This is a genomic window from Solwaraspora sp. WMMA2056 (assembly GCF_030345095.1).
Taxonomy (GTDB): Bacteria; Actinomycetota; Actinomycetes; order Mycobacteriales; family Micromonosporaceae; genus Micromonospora_E.
Genome location: NZ_CP128360.1, coordinates 6,626,887 through 6,644,561 on the forward strand (window position 1 = coordinate 6,626,887; position 17,675 = coordinate 6,644,561).

9 protein-coding genes are annotated in these 17,675 nt (G+C 72.1%); 4 read left to right on the top strand and 5 right to left on the bottom strand.

What is annotated here, in order from left to right:
• Window positions 1–98 precede the first annotated feature (98 nt).
• Genes O7608_RS30140 through O7608_RS30150 form a run of 3 tightly spaced genes read left to right on the top strand, consistent with a single transcriptional unit; the run spans window position 99 to window position 1,663 of the window.
• Window positions 99–323 (top strand): acyl-CoA carboxylase epsilon subunit, encoded by a 225-nt coding sequence (locus O7608_RS30140; protein ID WP_289207767.1) that lies wholly within the window; start codon window positions 99–101, stop codon window positions 321–323.
• Window positions 324–346: 23 nt separating this feature from the next.
• A complete protein-coding gene (locus O7608_RS30145) occupies window positions 347–991 on the top strand; it encodes a Maf family protein (protein ID WP_289207768.1) in 645 nt (214 codons plus the stop codon).
• A gap of 18 nt (window positions 992–1,009) precedes the next feature.
• Window positions 1,010–1,663: an O-methyltransferase gene (locus O7608_RS30150; RefSeq protein WP_289207769.1), complete on the top strand. Its 654-nt coding sequence runs from the start codon at window positions 1,010–1,012 to the stop codon at window positions 1,661–1,663.
• 151 nt (window positions 1,664–1,814) lie between these two features.
• Here O7608_RS30150 and O7608_RS30155 read toward each other — a convergent pair whose 3' ends face one another.
• From O7608_RS30155 to O7608_RS30165, 3 genes are read right to left on the bottom strand one after another with little or no spacing between them, the layout of a single operon-like run.
• The gene (locus tag O7608_RS30155) at window positions 1,815–2,579 is read right to left on the bottom strand and encodes an ABC transporter permease (RefSeq protein WP_289207770.1); all 765 of its coding nucleotides are present in this window, start codon (window positions 2,577–2,579) and stop codon (window positions 1,815–1,817) included.
• Between the two features lie 16 nt (window positions 2,580–2,595).
• Window positions 2,596–3,555 carry an ATP-binding cassette domain-containing protein gene (locus O7608_RS30160; RefSeq protein WP_289207771.1) on the bottom strand — a complete coding sequence of 320 codons (960 nt, stop codon included), beginning with the start codon at window positions 3,553–3,555 and terminating at the stop codon, window positions 2,596–2,598.
• Window positions 3,556–3,609: 54 nt separating this feature from the next.
• Window positions 3,610–4,233, bottom strand: coding sequence for a PadR family transcriptional regulator (locus O7608_RS30165; protein ID WP_289207772.1), 624 nt, complete (start codon window positions 4,231–4,233; stop codon window positions 3,610–3,612).
• Between the two features lie 109 nt (window positions 4,234–4,342).
• Between O7608_RS30165 and O7608_RS30170 the strand changes: the two genes are divergently transcribed.
• A complete protein-coding gene (locus O7608_RS30170) occupies window positions 4,343–6,094 on the top strand; it encodes an acetyl/propionyl/methylcrotonyl-CoA carboxylase subunit alpha (protein ID WP_289207773.1) in 1,752 nt (583 codons plus the stop codon).
• A gap of 14 nt (window positions 6,095–6,108) precedes the next feature.
• Here the strand turns inward: O7608_RS30170 and O7608_RS30175 are convergent, their stop codons facing one another.
• Window positions 6,109–6,414, bottom strand: a complete 306-nt coding sequence (locus tag O7608_RS30175; RefSeq protein ID WP_289207774.1) for a hypothetical protein — start codon at window positions 6,412–6,414, stop codon at window positions 6,109–6,111.
• A 9-nt stretch (window positions 6,415–6,423) separates the two neighbouring features.
• Window positions 6,424–17,496 (bottom strand): LamG-like jellyroll fold domain-containing protein, encoded by an 11,073-nt coding sequence (locus tag O7608_RS30180; RefSeq protein ID WP_289207775.1) that lies wholly within the window; start codon window positions 17,494–17,496, stop codon window positions 6,424–6,426.
• Window positions 17,497–17,675 lie beyond the last annotated feature (179 nt).

A 17,675-nucleotide genomic window follows, 5' to 3' on the forward strand; every position in this document is an offset into this window, starting at 1 on the left:
CCCTGCGGCCAGCCCAGCGCGCCAGTGATGATCACCATTCACCTTCGGCCCGGCGACGACCGGTCGACCGCGTCGGCCGGCCCGCGTAGCCTGGGGCGATGACCGAGGCGCGGCACGACTGGCGGATCACCCGGGGGTCACCGACCGCCGAGGAGCTGGCCGCGCTGGTCGGTGCCGTGCTCAGCCGTACCCGTCCGGTTTCCGACAGTGGCCCCGTCACGGAGCCGGCGGCGGCCCGCTGGGCCCGCAGTGCCCGGCCTGACCGTGGCCCGCTGCCGCGACCCGGCCCGGACGCCTGGCGCGCGGCGGCGTCGCCGCGCTGACCGGCCAGGTAGCCTGACCGACCGTGTCTACCTCGCTGCGTCCCCGTCTGGTCCTCGCCTCGGCCAGCCCGGCCCGGTACGCGCTGCTGCAGTCCGCCGGGATCACCCCGCAGGTGCTGGTGAGCGGCGTCGACGAGGAGTCGGTGACGCTGGAGCGCCCCGACGAGCTGTGCCTGGCCCTGGCCCGGATGAAGATGGCCGCCGTCGCCGACCGGCTGCGCCCCGACCACGTCGAGGGCGACGCCGACCTGCTCGTCCTCGGCTGCGACTCGGTGCTGCACTTCGACGGCGCGGTGTACGGCAAGCCGGCCGACGCCGCCGACGCCGCGCAGCGCTGGCGGCGGATGCGTGGCCGCAGCGGGGTGCTCTACACCGGGCACGCGCTGACCAGCCTGGCGAGCGGGGTCCGGGCCGAACGGACCGCCGCGACCGTGGTGCACTTCGCCGACGTCACCGACGACGAGATCGCGGCGTACGTGGCCACCGGGGAGCCGCTGCGGGTGGCGGGCTCGTTCACCATCGACGGGGTGGGTGCGCCGTTCCTCGACCGGATCGAAGGCGATCACGGTACGGTCGTCGGGTTGTCGTTGCCGCTGCTGCGCCGGCTGGTGGCCGACGTCGGCCACCGGATCACCGATCTGTGGGGCGCGGCCGACGAGGACCGGTGACCGGCTAGCGTCTGGGGCATGACCACCAAGACGTTGCCGATGACGGATGCGCTGCAGGCGTACGTCGTCGCCCACGGCACCCCGCCGGACGAGATCGTCGGCGACCTCATCGCCGAGACCGCGACCAACCTGCCGGAGAACGCGCAGATGCAGGTCGCGCCCGAACAGGCCGCCCTGATGACCATGCTGGCCCGGCTGGTGGGTGCCCGCCGCGCGGTCGAGGTCGGCACCTTCACCGGGCTCTCCGCGCTCGCGATCGCCCGGGGCATGGCCGCCGACGGTCAGCTGATCTGTCTGGACGTCTCCGAGGAGTTCACCTCGGTGGCCCGCCGCTACTGGCAGCGGGCCGGCGTCGACGACCGGATCGAGCTGCGGATCGGGCCGGCCGCCGAGTCGCTGCGGGCGTTGCCGACCGAGCCGCACCTGGACCTGGCATTCATCGACGCCGACAAGATCAGTTACCCGGTGTACTGGGCCGAACTGGTGCCCCGGATGCGTCCCGGTGGGCTGATCGTGGTCGACAACGTGCTGCGCCACGGCCGGGTCCTGCAGCCGAACAGCGAGGAGGACCGTGCGATGGTCGCCTTCAACCGGCAGGTCGCCGACGACGACCGGGTCGACGTGGTGATGCTGGCCATCGCCGACGGACTGACCCTGGCCCGACGCCGCTGAGCACCGGCCCGACGCGGACCGACCTGCGGCCGGAGGCGGGCCGGGCCGGGCGGCGGTAGCCTGGGAGTCGCTGCCCTCTGCGCCGTTGCCGTGCGCAGAGGGCAGCCCGACCGCCCAGGGCTGGCCGCCGCTACCGGAACCGCGGCCGCCGCTACCGGACGCTGCGGGCGAAGGCCCGGGCCGCCCAGGTCACCGCGAGAGCCGCCAGCGCCAGGGTGATCAGCAGTCCCTGCCAGACCGCGTCGTCGCCGATGTTCCCGGCGAACAGGGCACGGGTGCCGTCGACCGCCCAGGAGAACGGGTTCCACTGGGCGACCCGCTGCAGCCACAGGGGCGCGAAGGCCAGCGGCAACAGGATGCCGGAGAGCAGCAGCACCGGCTGGGCGACGGTGTTCATCAGCGGGGCGAGCGCGTCCTCGCTGCGGACCAGCAGGGCCACGCCGTACGACACGGCCGAGGTCATCAGCGCGATCAGGGCGAGCAGCAGGTACGCCAGCAGCAGGTTGCCCAGCTGCACGGTCAGCCCGAACGGGATCGCCAGCACCGTGATGATCACCGCCTGCAGCAGCAGCGAGACCACGTCGCGCAGGCTACGCCCGAGCAGCAGGGCGAGTCGGCTGACCGGGGTGACCCGGGACCGCTCGATCACCCCGGCCCGCAGCTCGGCGATCAGGCCGAACCCCTGGAACAGCCCGCCGAAGATGGCCAGCAGCACCAGCAGGCCGGGCACGAAGATGCGGTAGATCTCCGCGTCGGTGCTCGCCCCCATCGGGGCCAGCGCCGGCTTGAGCAACGGCGCGAACAACAACAGGTACATGATCGGCTGGAACACGCCGACGAAGATCCAGACCGGGTTGCGCAGCAGCAACGTCGCCTGTCGTTGGAAGATCAGCCAGGTGTCGCGGGCGAATTTCATCTCAAGGTCTCCGAATTCAGCTTTCGCGCAGCGAGCGGCCGGTCTTGGTGAGGAAGACGTCGTCGAGACTCGGCCGGTGCAGCTCGATCGAGCCGAGGTCGAGGCCGGCACCGTCGAGGGTGCGCAGGATCTGCGGGATGGCGGTGGCACCGTCGTCGACGAACAGCCGTAGGCCGCCGTCGTCGGGGGTTTCCAGCTTGACGACGTACGGCTGGGTGTCGAGCAGTTGCGCGGCGGTGGCCGCCTGGCCCGGTCGCAGCCCGACGCTGACCACCTCGCCGGCGATCTCCCGCTTCAGCGCGGCGGGGGTGCCCTCGGTGACGATCTCACCGTGGTCCATGATCGCGATCCGGTCGCAGAGCGCGTCGGCCTCGTCGAGGTAGTGGGTGGTGATGAAGACGGTCATGCCTTCGGCGCGCAGCCGACGGATCTCGTCCCACATGTGGGCCCGGCTCTGCGGGTCGAGCCCGGTGGTCGGTTCGTCGAGGAAGACCACCTTCGGCTCGTGGATGATGCCCAACGCGATCTCGACCCGGCGGCGCTGACCACCGGAGTAGGTCTTGCACTTGCGGTCGGCGTACTCGGTCAGCTGGAACGCGGCGAGGGCCCGGGTGGCGCGGCGCTGCGCCTCGGCCTTGCCGATGCCGTACATCCGGGCGTGCATCACCAACTCCTCGCGGCCGGTGACCTCGTCCCAGGTGCTGCCGCCCTGGGCGACGTAGCCGATCCGGCGGCGCACCTCGCCGGGGTCGCGCAGCAGATCGGCCCCGGCGATGACGGCTTCGCCGCCGTCGGGCTCGATCAGGGTGGCGAGCATCCGCAGGGTGGTGGTCTTGCCGGCGCCGTTGGGCCCGAGGAAGCCGAAGATCTCACCCTCCTCGACCAGCATGTCGACGCCACGGACCGCGTCGACGGTCTTGGCACCGCGCCCCTGCCGGGAGCGGAACGATTTCCGCAGCCCCTTGGTCTCGATCATCAGTGTGCTCCTGGACTGCCCGAAGATTAGTCAAGCTTGAGTATTCCACCCGGGTCACAGCGGATCCCGGTCACCTGCGTCGACGTCAGCCTGCCAGCCGGCCCAGGCCGCGTCAGCCGACTTCTCGGCCGGCTGGTACGACGCACCGGCGGCGATCAGCTCGGCGACCCGCTCGCACCAGGCGATCTCCCCCTCGGTACGCGCGATGGTCAGCTCCAGCATCCACCCGACGTACGACGGATTCTGCCGGGGCCAGCCGCCGACCAGCTCGTCGCGGGCGACGGCGTTGCCGGCCCGCAGCGTCGCCGCCCTGGCCCGCAGCGCCGCGACCGCCTCCGCCCGGGGCATTGCCGGCAGGAACGCGAAGGCGCTGAGGAACGGGTCGGCCGCCGGCCGGCAGTCCGACCAGTGCCGACGCAGCAGATCGTCGAACTCCTCGACGCCGGCGGCGGTGATCTCGTAGCTGGTGCGGGCCGGCCGGGATCCGATCTGGGCGGTACCCACCTGCCGGAGCAGGCCCTCCTCGGCGAGGGTGCGCAGCGCGTGGTAGATCGAGCCCGGTGCCACGTTGGCCCAGCTGTCCGCCCGCCAGCTCAGCAACTCGCGGCGCACGTCGTAGCCGTGCACCGGTTGCATCCACTTGACCAGGCCGAGAATCATCATCCGAGTGGCAGACACGGCGCCGAGCCTATTGAACGGTGCCTCATCCCACACCGAAGCGCAGGTCAGATCGATCACGCTGGCCGTTAGACTCCCGCATTAGTCCGTGAGCAAGGGAGAACAGGGCGTGCGCAAAGTTCTCGTCGCAAACCGGGGCGAAATCGCGGTCCGGGTCATCCGGGCCTGCCAGGACGCCGGCCTGACCAGCGTCGCGGTCTACGCCGACACCGACCGCGAGGCTCTGCACGCCAGGCTCGCCGACGAGGCGTACGCCCTCGGTGGGGAGACCGCCGCCGACACGTACCTGCGGATCGACAAGCTGCTCGACGTCGCCGCCCGGTCCGGCGCCGACGCCGTCCACCCCGGCTACGGGTTCCTCTCCGAGAACGCCGACTTCGCCGCAGCCGTCATCGATGCCGGGCTGACCTGGATCGGCCCCAGCCCGCAGGCGATCCGCGACCTCGGCGACAAGGTCACCGCCCGGCACATCGCCCAGCGGGCCGGCGCGCCGCTGGTGCCCGGCACCGCCGACCCGGTCGCCGGGCCCGACGAGGTCGTCGCCTTCGCGCAGCAGTACGGCCTCCCGGTGGCGATCAAGGCCGCGTTCGGTGGCGGCGGGCGCGGCCTCAAGGTCGCCCGCGAGATGGCCGAGATCGCCGACCTGTTCGAGTCGGCGACCCGCGAGGCGGTCGCCGCGTTCGGCCGGGGCGAATGCTTCGTCGAGCGCTACCTGGACCGGCCCCGCCACGTCGAGGCGCAGGTGCTCGCCGACCAGCACGGCAACGTGATCGTCGTCGGCACCCGGGACTGCTCACTGCAACGCCGCCACCAGAAGCTTGTCGAGGAGGCACCGGCACCGTTCCTCACCGACGCCCAACGCGCCGAGATCCACGCCAGCGCCAAGGCGATCTGCCGCGAGGCCGGCTACCACGGCGCCGGCACCGTCGAGTACCTCGTCGGCGTCGACGGCACCATCTCCTTCCTGGAGGTCAACACCCGGCTGCAGGTGGAGCACCCGGTCACCGAGGAGACCGCCGGCATCGACCTGGTCCGCGAGCAGTTCCGGATCGCCGCCGGGGAGCCGCTGCGGTTCACCGAGGATCCGGCACCGCGCGGGCACTCCATCGAGTTCCGGATCAACGGTGAGGACCCGGGCCGGGGTTTCCTGCCCGCGCCCGGCACCATCACCGCGCTGCGGCTGCCCACCGGCCCCGGGGTACGGGTGGACACCGGTGTCGTCGCCGGTGACGTCATCGGCGGCAACTTCGACTCGCTGCTGGCCAAGCTGATCGTCACCGGCGAAACCCGCACCGAGGCGCTGGAACGCGCCCGGCGGGCCCTGGACGAGATGGTCGTCGACGGGATGGCCACCGCCCTGCCGTTCCACCGCCTGGTGGTGCGGGATCCGGCGTTCACCAGCGAGCCGTTCACCGTGCACACCCGGTGGATCGAGACCGAGTTCGACAACACCGTCCCGGCGTTCACCGCGCCGGCGGCGGCCGACGCGCCGGCCGGGGCCCGCGAGACCGTCGTGGTCGAGGTGGGCGGCAAGCGGCTGGAGGTCAGCTTCCCTGCCGGCTTCGGCGGCGGTACGCCGACCGCGCCGACCGCCGCCCGACAGCCGGCCCGCCGCCGGGGCGGCACCAGCGCGGCGGCCGCCACCAGCGGCGACGCCCTGGTCTCGCCGATGCAGGGCACCATCATCAAGATCGCCGTCGCCGACGGTGACCAGGTCGCCGAGGGCGACCCGGTCGTGGTGCTGGAGGCGATGAAGATGGAGCAGCCGCTCAACGCGCACAAGGCCGGCACCGTCAGCGGTCTGGCCGCCGAGGTCGGCGCCGTCGTCGGCGCCGGCGCGACGATCTGCACGATCAGCTGACCGTGCCGGCGTGATCACCCCGGGACGGTCCAGTGCCCGGAGTCGCGGGGCGGTGCCGGCCGGGGAACCCAGCCGGACCGGTCCGCGTCGTCGCTCCAGTCGGGGACCGCGCCGTCGTAGTAGACGAACATCGCCCAGTAGTGCCGGTCCTCGTGCAGGATCATCTCGTCGTCACCGGAGAAGTCCTGCCCGTGCCAGCGCTCGTTGATCCGGGCGATCGCCTCGGCACGGGAGATGCCGAACAGCTCGACCATCTCGGCCGCCGTCGCGTCCAGCAACTCCCGGACCTCGACCGACAAGGCCAGCTGATACTCGTTCACGTCACTCTCCTACGGCTGCAGGGCCGCAGTCAGTATCCGACCGGCGTCCTTGCCGTAGAAGACGACCTGGTTGCCCTTCCAGTGCGCGGGGAGTCCCTGCCGGACGAACTTGTCGACGTTCATCAGCATCGGCCCCTCCACCACCTGGTACCTACCGAGCGGGTTGCCCCGGGCACCGGTGCGGTAGTGCTTCACGACGCCGGCCAGATCCGGGCTGTCCATGGCGAACTTCTTCGTCGCCAGGGCGTCGAGCTTCGCGTTCGGCACCTTGAAGTGCAGCACCACGCCGTCCCCACCGAACCGCGGACTCCCCGCCCAGTCGGCCGCCTGCTGCCGCGAACGGGTGGTGTAGAAACCCTTGCCGAAGTCCATCCTCGACCGTGACGAGAATCCGGTGTCCACGCCGTTGGCCCGGATGTTCTCCGCCGCCTGCCGGCTCGTCCCGTGGTAGAGGTCCGTGTAGCCGCCGCAGTTGTGCACCAGGACCGGCCGGTCGGCCGCCACCACGTAGTAGGTGTGGACGCCGGCGACGGTGAGGTCGTTCATCCATTTCAGGCCGGTCCAGACCCGGACCGCGGTGACCCGCTGGGTGGTTTCGCCGTCCGGGCTGCGCAGCCGGTCACCGGGGCGCAGGTCGGCGGCGTCGGTCCACCGGTTGGTGTCGGCGTTCCAGAACGGGTGGTGCGCGGTCGTCTCGACGACCGTACTCTCGCCGGTCGTGGTGTCGGTGACCGTGACATCGGTCAACTCCCGGTCGGCGTGGCGGTGCAGCACCCGTACCGACCGGGCCGAGCTCTGCCCCGTGGCCGGGTCGGTCGCCAACACCTCGTCGCCGAGCTCGACCTCGCCGATCGACTTGCTGGTGCCGTCGGCCATCCGTACCCGGGTGTCCGGCGCGAAGCTGTGCCGGACACAACTGCTCGCCGCACCGGCTAGGTCGTCGACCCGGCTACCGCCGGCGCGGGCCGCGTCGTCGGCGTAGTCGGCCGCCTCCCGGGTGGCCCGGCTGGTGCCACGCGATACCGCCCGCGACAGGTCGTCGACCTTGCGTCCCACCGCCTTGCCGGCCGACGCGACGGCCTTGCCGGCCGACGCCGCAGCCTTGCCGACGCTGGTGCCGGCGACCTTCTTCGCCCCGGCGGACCCGGCCTTGCTCAACGCCTTGCCCGCTGCCGGGCCCATCATCGGCAGCGCCGCGCCCAATCCACCGACGACCCCACCCAGTACGGCGGTGCGCAGCAGCTCGACGCCGGTCTGGCCCTGCATGGCACCGGTGACCAGGGCACCGGTCACGCCGGAAGCCACCCCGCAGGCGACCGCTCCGACCCCGGTCCAGCCGATCGCGACCATGCAGGCGGCCTCGACGAAGAACCCGACCAGCGCGCCGACGATGTCGGCCTTGTGCTCGACGATCCAGTCCCTGGCCGTCCGGGCCCACTGGCCGACCTGGTCGACGGCCCCCTTGATCGCCTCGGCCATCTTCTTGTACGCCTGTGACAGTGCCTGCTTGACGTCGTTGAACTTCTCGGCGATCTGTTCACGGGCTGCCTGCGCCCACTCGGAGACCCGCTCCCACGCCTGCTGCACCCCGGCCTTCACCGTGTTCCAGGCCTGCTGCACGCCGGAGGAGATCTTCTTCCAGGCGTTGCGCAGCCGCTTGCCGAAGTGACCGGTCGGGTCGGTGACCGTCAGCGAGTTGCCGTCGCCGTACTGGTAGCGGTTGGCCCGGATCGAGTCCGGCACCGGGCTGACGGTGACACTGTCGCGGCTGTCGAACTGACCGACGGCCGGGTCGTACCAGCGGGCGTGCATGTTGACCCGACCCGACCGGGGATCGGTCCACTCCGACTGGTAGCCGAGGTTGCCCTCCATGCCGCTGGCGGCGGTCACCTCACCCAGCGGCGAGTAGGTGCGGTTGCCGGTCACCGACGTACCGGCGGTGTTGAACTGGGCGACGATGTCGTCGTGCAGGTCGGTCCAGAGCATCCGGCTGGTGCCGCCGTCCCGGACCGCGACGGCACCGCCGTCCGGATCCCGCAGGTACTTCGCGGCGCCGTCCATGGCGAGGTCGTTGCCGAGCCCGGTGTACCGGAAGTCGCTGCGCAGCGCCCGGCCCAACGCGTCGTAGGTGTACTCCCGGGCGTTACCGCCCTCGGTCGGCTGCTGGCTGACGATCTGGTCGAACGCGTCGGCGACCCCGACCGCGGTGGTACCGCCGGTGACGGTCTGCTTGCGGGTGCCCCGGGCCGTGTAGGTGTAGCTGGTGCCGGTGCTGTCCGAGACCAGCCGGTTGCGGGCGTCGTGGACGTAGTCGACGTCGCCGACCCCGGTCCGGTTGCCGGCCGCGTCGTACCGGTAGCCGACCGTGGTGTTGCCGTTGTTCCACGAGGTCAGCCGGTCGGCCAGGTCGTAGGTGTAGGTGTTGCTGACCGTCGACGAGCCACGGGTGACGGTCTTGCTGGTCTCGTTGCCGTTGGCGTCCCAGCCGTAGGTGATCGTCCCGAGGACCTGCCCGTTGGACCGCACCAACCGGTCACTGGTCAGCCGGTGCAGATCGTCGTAGGCGAACACCCGCCGGTTGTTGGTGCCGCCGTAGGACATCGACGACACCGCCGACATCTCGTCGTAGGCGTAGCTGACCGACACGCCGGCGCTGCTGTTGCTCAGCGACGCCAAGCGGCCGGCGCTGTCGTAGCCGTACTGGGTCAACCCGGCCTGGTCGTCGCGCGACGCCATCGACCCGTCCGCCGTGTAGGTGAACGCCGCGTCCCCGGACGGGCCGGTCACCGACAAGGGCAGCCCCCGGTCGTCGTAGGCGACCCGGTTGGTGCCGCCGGACCCGGAGAACTCCACCAGCCGACCGGCCGGGTCGTAGCCGTACGTCCGGTCCTGGGTCGCGGCCTCGGCACCGGAGCCGGACTGGCGCTCCAGCCGACCGGCGTCGTCGTAGACCAGGGTCCGGGTCACCCCGCCCGGGGCGCGCTGCGAGACCGGCTGACCGGCCACGTCGTACACCGTGGTGTAGGTGCGGTCCGCCGCGTTCGGGTACGCCGCCGTGGCCGGCTCGATCCGCGACTGCGGCAACCCCCACACGTTGTACGTCGTCCGGAACGCCTGCCCCCGCCCGTCGGTGAACCGGGTCGGGTTGCCGGCCAGGTCGTAGCCGTACGACGACTCGATGGTGGTGCCGGCAGCCACCGGCTCGGACTGGGTGCGCGGCAGCCCGGTCGCGTCGTAGCTCAACCGGGTCGTGCTGCCCCGCGCGTCCGTCGCCGACACGGTGTTGCCGGCGGCGTCGTAGGTCCAGGCCGACGTGGTCAGCGCGGCCCCGCCGGTCGCCCGGTACGCCGCCGTCGCCCTCGGCTGGGACAGCGGGTCGTACGTGGTGGTGGTGTACGTGCCGTCCGGGTTCGTCTGCTTCACCGGGCGGCCCAGGGCGTCGTGGTCGACCCGGCTGGTCTGCCCGGCACCGTCGACGACGCTGGTCAGCTCCCCGGCGGCGGTGTAGCCGTACCTGGTGGTCACCCCGGCCGGCGTGGTCACCGTCGACAGCCGACCGGCGGTGTCGTAGCCCATCGTCGTGGTGTGCGTCTGCCCGGTCTGGCGGACCGCCTCGCTGACGCTGGTGGTCCGCCCCAGCAGGTCGTAGCTGCTGCCGGTCACCGCCCCGGTGGGGTCGGTCACGGCGAGCAGGTTGCCGGCCAGGTCGTAGCGGGCGGTCGTGGTGGCACCGTCCGGCGCCACCTGGGTCACCACCCGGCCCAGCTGGTCGTAGGTGAACCCGGTCTCCCGGCCCAGCGGGTCGGTCTGCGACACGACCTGGCCGAGGCTGTCGTACGCCGCCGTGAAGACCGGGACGACCGGGGTCGACCCGCCCGGCGGGGTGTACGCGGGCAGCCGGGTCTCGTACGGCCGGCCGGCCCGGTCGAACGCGTACCGGGTCACGTTGCCGTTCGGGTCGGACTCCGCGGTGACCTCACCGAACGTGTTGTAGCCGATCCGCTCCACCGGTCGGGCGGTGACCACCGCCGCGTCGAGTTCCCCGGTCTCGGCCTGCACCTGCGGGCCGGTCGTCACCGCCGGCCGATCGGCCTCGTCGTAGGCCACGTTCGTGGTGTTGCCCAGCGGATCCAGCGCCGCCGTTGCCAGACCACCGTCGTCGAGCACGTAGCTGGTGCGCGACACCGTGGCGTCGGCCGCCGGTACGGTGCCGGCGACCACCCGGTCGGCCCAGCCGGCGTCCGCCGACACGCCCTGGTACAGCTGCAGGTCGGAGACCGCCCCGTCGAGCCCGGTGCCGATCCGCAGCCCGCCCATCGCCACGCTGTGGAAGCGGGCGCCGGTGAATTCGTCGACCTTGTCACCGTCAAGGAACACGGTGAACTTGTCGGCCTGCGGGTCGACACCGACGGCCAGGTGCTGCCACTCGTTCTCCTGGACCGAACCTTCCCCGAAGGGACAGTCGCACCGGATGAGCGAGGCGATCTGCTGCTCGTTCGTGGCCACCCGCCATCCGTCGATGGTGTGGTCGAACCGGAGCTGGAAGGCGAAGTCGCGGTGGGCGGTGGACGCACTCAGCCGCGCGGCACCGGGCACGGTCAGCACCGCGCCGGACTTGCCGTCGTTGTCGACCCGCACCCAGGCGGCCACGGTGTACGGCCGGGTGGTGTCCACCGCCGGCGCGGCCGTGGTGATCTGCGACGTCGACGCACCGGTGAACGCCGCGACCCGCCCCCGCTGGGCGTCGTTCTCCCAGTTCACGCCGGTGGCCGTACCGGGGCTGTTGCCGGCCGAGTCGGCGGCCGCCGTGCCGCTGGTCTCGTCCAGCCGCCAGCGGGCCACCGGCGTCGTCGTCCGGTCCGTCTCCCGGTACCGGGTCTGCGAGACCTCCCGGCCGAGGATGTCGTACGCGTGGTCGGTGACGGCCAGCGTCGCGCCGGAGCCGTCCCGGGCGACGCTGGACAGCACCTGGTCACCCGGCGACAGCGTGGTCTCGGTGACCCGGTGCAGCCCGTCGGGGTCGAGCACGCTGCGGGTCTGCCGGCCCGCCGCGTCGTAGGCGTACGTCGTGACGGTCTGCCCGTTGTCGGTGCGCTGCTCGACCAGGTTCCCGGCCGCGTCGTAGCTGTTGGCCTCCAGCAGGAACGAACTGTCCCCGTCGGTGCGGGTCACCGTCGCGGGCCGCCCGTCGTCGGTGTACGTGTACTCCGTGACGTGCCCCATCGCGTCGGTGGTCGACGCCAGCCGGCCCGCCGGGTCGTAGGAGTTCGACTCCACCACCAGATCCACGGCAGGAGTCGGGTCGTTCGGGTCCCCGGTGTAGCCCTTCAGCGTGCGCGACAGCAGGTCGCCGTTGACGTCCACCTGGTAGGCGTTGACCGTCCCGTCCGGATCGGTCTGCTCCACCACGTGCCCGTAGACGTCGTAGCGGTAGCCGGTGGTGGCGCCCATCGGGTCGACGGCCTGCGACCGGCGGCCGTGGCCGTCGTAGGACCATTCGCTGACCCGGGCCACGTCCCCACCGGTGGCGTCGCTGACCCGCTGCTCGGTCAGGAACCCGTCCGGGCTGTACGAGTGCTGCGTCACCGCCGTGTGCACCGCGCCGGTCACCCGGTCGGTCACCGCCGGATCGGTCCGGGTCGCCACCCGCCCCATCGCGTCGTACGTGTACGTGGTGGTCCGCCCCTGCGGGAACGACGGCGTCACCACCGTCTCGGTCAGTTCCCGGCCCAACCGGTCGTACGTGTAGCTGGTGGTCGCGCCCGCCGGGTCGACCACCGTCGCCAGGTCACCGGCCGAGGTGTACGTGAGCAGCTGCCAGCCCTTCGACGGGTCCAGCACATGCGTGGGCAGCCCGGCCGGAACGCTCCCGCCGGTGGTGTAGACGATCTCCGTACGCCGGCCGAGCGGATCCACCGTGCTGCGCAGGTTGCCGTTGAAGTTGTCGTAGAAGTACTGCGTCCGGTAGGTGTCGTCCTGCGCGCTGAGCGAGCCCGGCCCGCGTAGCGCCGTCAGCCGGTCGCTCTTGGGGTGCGTCGGGTCGCTGCTGTAGAAGGTGTAGGTGGAGTAGCTGCTGGAACACTTCTCGGCGGCCTGGTCCTGGCAGGTCACCTCCTGGATGGTGTTGCCGCGCTCGTCCTGCACCGACCGGGTCACGATCCCGTTCGGGTCGTACTCCAGGCTGGTGAACCCGCCGGTGTCGTACCCGTACAGCGTGGTGCGGCCCAGCGCGTCGGTCTGCGACACCTTCCGCCCGGACACCAGGTCGTAGGAGTACGACACCTGATGCCCACCCGGGTCGGTCACCGACACGATCGTCACCGGGTTGGCCACCGTCGTGGTCAGCGCGTCGCGCGCCGCCGCGTCGGTCTGCGTCGCACCGGGCGGCAGGGTGTCCGCCGGCAGCTGGCCGGCCGCCGTCTCCGACAGCGTGGGTGCGTCCGTACCGCCGCCGGTCGCGGCGGTGACCACCAGCGGCACCGTCTGCCCGACCGACCCGTGGTGCAACGTCACCTCGTCGGCGCCCAACGCCCGGTCGTAGAACGCCACCTCCGCCAGCGACCCCGCGTAGTACGCCGTCGCCCCGGCGGCCAGCCCCGACCAGCCGTTGCCGGTGTACCCCGCGCCCAGGTAGCCCTGCCCCTGCGGGCCGGCGGCCGGCAACGCGCCGGTGCTCGACTGCACCGGCACCCCGTCGAGGTACAGCACCTGCGTCGTGGCGTCGGCGGCGTTCGTCGTGGTCAGTACGGCGTGGTGCCACGCACCGTCGTTGACCGGTGCCGGCGAGGTCAGCGCCAGCGCCCACCGCTGGTTGGCCTGGCTGGTGGCGCAGCTGCGGATGGCCAGCGCGGTGCCGTCCGTGGTGGACGAACCCGGCACCTCCAGGCAGCGGCCCGCCCCGGTGTTGCGCCAGCCGCCCTGGTGCGGCGTCCACTTCTGGTTGGCGCTGGTCGAGCAGGTCTGCGCCTGGACCAGGGTGCCGTTGCCGGTGGCCTGACCGGTCAGGCCGAGGCACTTGTCGCCGCGCCGCAGCTGTCCACTGCCGCCGACGTACCGCCAGCTCTGGGCGGGCGTGGCGGCGCAGGTGCCGACCTGCACCTTGGTGCCGTTGGTGGCCAGCTCCGCGCATTTGCCGGCGAGCCCTGACGTCAGCGGCCCGGTCGGCTCGGTCGACGGGGCCAGGCCGCGCAGCCGACCGTCGGCGTCGATCCACAACACCGGCGAGCCCGCCGACGGCGTACCGCCCACCGCCGCGTCCTGCGTGCCCAGCAGCACCCCGGCGGTCGCGGTGGTCTTGAACCACAGCTCCTGCGACTTCGCGCCGGTCGGCGCGACCCGGCCGCCCGGGACCGCCGCCAGCGACGACGCCCCGTCGAACGACACCGCGGTGCCGTCGGCGAACGGACCCGCCGCGCCAAGTGTCACCGCGCTGAACGTCGCGGTCTCCTGCCACGTCTCGTTGACGGCGTCGACCCCGGCGGCGTCGCGCAGCCGCCAGTAGTCGGTGGGTGCCGAGCCCAGCACGGCCGCCGCGTACAGGGCGCTGGTGCCGGCCACCCGGGGCGTGCCCATCGTCCAGGTCCCGCCGTTGCCGTCGGTCAGCTCCGACAGCTTGCCGGTGACCGGGTCCGTCGACAGCGACGCCAGGGTCCGCCCTTCGGCGCTGGTCACCGTGGACAGCTGCCAGCTCTGCGCGCGCGCCGTACCGTTGATCTCGGTGACGTCGGCGTCGGTCAACGTCCGGTCGAAGAACGCCACGTCGGCGATCTGGCCGGTGAAGAAGTTCGCGTGCCCGGTGTTGTTGGCGGAGCCCTGATGCGGCTGGTCGGGCCAGTTCCCACCGACGAACCCGGCACCCACGTACTCGTACGCCGACCCGCCGATGTCGAACATCTCGATCAGGCCGTCGCGGGACGCCTGCCGGATGCCGTCCAGGTACAGGGCCTGGCTGGCGCCCGCCCCGGCCAGCACCACGTGATGCCACTGGCCGTCGTCGACCCGACCGGACGACTGCATCGTGGTGCCGGCGAAGCCGTCGTAGAACTTCGCGTGCAGCTTCCCACTCGTCCCGACGTAGATCGACGGCGTGTAGTTGCGCGACGTCGTACCGTCCGAGATCGGATCGTGCTGGTAGGAGAACAGCACTCCGGCCCGCGACGTCGCGCCGGTGCGGAACCACATGCTGACCGACTGGTACGCACTGTCGTTGACCAGCCCGCTGGGCAACCGCACCCGCGACGACGTGCCGTCGAACGCGGTCGACGTCGACGTCGAGCCCGGCCACACCGTCGGTGTCGCGCCCGGCGTCGTGTTCTCGTAGAACGCCACGTCGGTGCCGCCGCGTTCGAGCACGTCACTGGCGGCCCAGGTGGATCCGCCGGGTTCGTTCAGCCGCCAGTACGACGACGGTGCGTGGTTGCGCACCGCGTTCGCCCCCTGGTTGGCGTCGTTGCCCCAGCCGTACGTGGTACACGCCGACGTCGGCGTACACGCCTTCGTCAGGCGGTCGTGGCTGCCGTAGGTGTACTGCCACACGTAGCCGCTACCGCCGGCGGTCGGCGCGTCCGTCGTCACCTTGGTGACGTGCGACCCGACCGACGGGCTGGCGGTGCCCGCCCAGGTCAGCGTCAGCGACCGACCGGAGGCGTTGGTCAGCTTCGAGATCAGTCCGCTGCCGTTGTACGTCGCCGTCAGGGTCCGGCCGTTGGCGTCGGTCACCGCCGTGAGCCGGAAGACCCCGCCGCCGGCGGACCGGCCGAACACGTACGTCTGGCCGTGTTTGACGGTCAGCCGGTACCCGGTGACCGTCGTACCGGACCTCGTCTCGGTCAGCACCTCGTACCGCCCTGGCGGCGGCACGAACGTTCCGTCCGAGGTGGGGCCGAACGCGGCCTCCGAACCGTCCGGGTACGTCACCACGACGCTCTGCAGCGCACCGGACGTGCTGGTCCGCCCGGTCACCTGGGCGTCGAGCAGGCTCGACCAGCCCTGCCCGAACGCCCCCGACCGCCGGGTGTCCAGCGTGTTGTACGACCGGGTGATCGCCAGCTCCGGGCCCACCCCGGCCACCTGTGCGTCGGTCGCCGTGGTCGTGTAGTTGCCGATCTCCGGGTGGTAGCCCACCCCCGGGTTCTGCGCCAGCCGGGACCCCAACGCCGGCTGCGGCACCCGGGTGTAGAACGTGTACCTCGGATACCGGGCGCCGTAGACGGCACCGTCGAACGGCTGCACCACCCACGAGTACTGCTTGTTCGACCGCAGCAGCCCGGCAGGGACGTCGTAGTAGGAGCCGGTGCCCTCGAGGACGCGCAGGACCGTGCCGGCGTCGTCGTGCAGCCAGAGCTTGTAGCTCACCGGCCCGGAGTTGTCCGGGTCGTGGCCACGCACGTACAACCGGGGGGTCAGCGTCGACACGACCGCGCCGTGCACCGGGGAGCGCCGGCTCACCTGCGGCGGCAGGTTGGCCGTCATGGTCAGCTCCAGCCGGGGCGCGTACGCCCCGTTGCCGTAGTTCGCCGAGGTGAACCGCGCGCCGGAGGCCAGGACCTGCTCGTCGTCGATCAGCGCCAGACCGAGGTTGCGCTGCCCGAGCGCCCACCCGGAGATCAGCTCCCGGACGTCGACCTGCACCCACTGACCGGACGTCGGGCCCGCCGACGGGTTGGCGCACGCCTGCCCGTTGTCGGTGTAGTAGCGGTACCGCACCGAGCCCGGTTCGAGGTCCGGCCCGGGCAGGCCGGCGGTCGCCAGCTCACCGACCGTCCACTCCTGATCGACCAGGCCGACCTGCAGGTCCTTGACGTCGCAGCGGACCCGGTGGTTCAGGAACAACCGCAGGTACGCCGAGGCGATGATCGGCTTGGCGTCGGTCACCGCGGACGAGATGTCGAAGTTGAGGAACGTCCGGGAACCGACTCCCCCGTTGTAGCCCACCTGCAGGTGGTTGCCGTTCTGCACGGTCGCGCCGGTGGCCGGATCGGAGTCGACGAACACGTCCCCGTCGGGGCCGGTCGTCACCGTCGGATCCACCCGTACCGGGAAGACCCGCGCCGGGTCGGTCAGCCAGGACCGGTCGGCGATCAGCTTCAGTGCCGGCCCGCCGTCGACCTCGGTCAGCTCCATCGTGACGGCCGCCGACCGCGCCGGCAGCCCGGTCTTCGCGTCTACCGACGAGTCTTCCATGTACGCCGGCGGGATCGACGCCACGACGGTGCCCGCGTCGTCGACCAGCTCGACCGACCCGGCCGAGGAGATGCGGGCCGTCACGCCCCGCAGCGTCAGCGGGAACACCCACTCCGACGCCGCCTGCGGCGACGCCAGGATCAGCGTCTCCTTCACCCCGTCCGGCCGGGCCACCAGCTCCAGGTCCGTGCCGGGCAGCACCTGCCGGTACGTCGCCGTCGCGCCGTCGACCTCCGGGGCCACCGCCGCCGCACCGGCCAGGCTCCACCCGAACCCGCCGCCGCCGGGCAGCGGCAACTCGACCAGCGGCTCCCCCGCCGCCGTGTCGGATGCCGCTGCCCCGCCGGATGCCGCCCCAGCGCCGGATGTCGCCCCCAGCGACACCCCCATCGGGTTGTCGGTGACCCCCCACCGGTCGCCCCGACGCACCAGGGTCGGATCGATCGGCCGCCACGACCCGTCCGCCGCCCGGTAGTTGACCTGACCGGTGCTCAGCTGCGCCGTCGTCGAACCGTCGGCGTTGTCGTACACCGTCATGGTCGACCGCGACGACCGATCGTCGCGGCGGCTCGTCGCCGGATCGTGGCGGGCCGCCGTCACCGGCGTCACCGACCCGTCCACCGCCGGCTGGCCGGCGTACCCGGGCAGCCCGTCGACCAGCCGCTGCGGCGCACCCGCCCCACCGGCGGCCCGGGTCGCCGCCGCCGAGGTGTACCCGCCGGGGCCGGCACCGTCGCCGACCGGCGACACCGGGAGCTCAGCCGTCGCCGGGCCGCCCCATGGCAACCAGCCCGGCCGATCGGTGATCCACGACGTCAGCCACCCCACCGGGAACTCGCCGTCGGCGGGCACCGCCCCCGGCGGCACCGACGACGACAACCCCACCAGCGCCGCGGCCACCACCGCGACCCCACCGGCGCACCGCCGCCACCTGGCGAACGTCCGGGTGGTCCCTGTTCGACGACGGCGGTGTGGCTCTTGGCTCGTTCCCATCGGTGGCGGCCTTTCTCGCTGCGGTACGCCGTTCGCCCAGTTAGGACCAGGAACAGATCGTGCCGGCTCGGAGCCGCCGAGTAATG

Coding starts and splice junctions, on each gene's coding strand:
- O7608_RS30140 (WP_289207767.1), top strand. CDS start 99: ATGACCGAGGCGCGGCACGACTGGCGGATCACCCGGGGGTCACCGACC.
- O7608_RS30150 (WP_289207769.1), top strand. CDS start 1,010: ATGACCACCAAGACGTTGCCGATGACGGATGCGCTGCAGGCGTACGTC.
- O7608_RS30155 (WP_289207770.1), bottom strand. CDS start 2,579: ATGAAATTCGCCCGCGACACCTGGCTGATCTTCCAACGACAGGCGACG.
- O7608_RS30160 (WP_289207771.1), bottom strand. CDS start 3,555: ATGATCGAGACCAAGGGGCTGCGGAAATCGTTCCGCTCCCGGCAGGGG.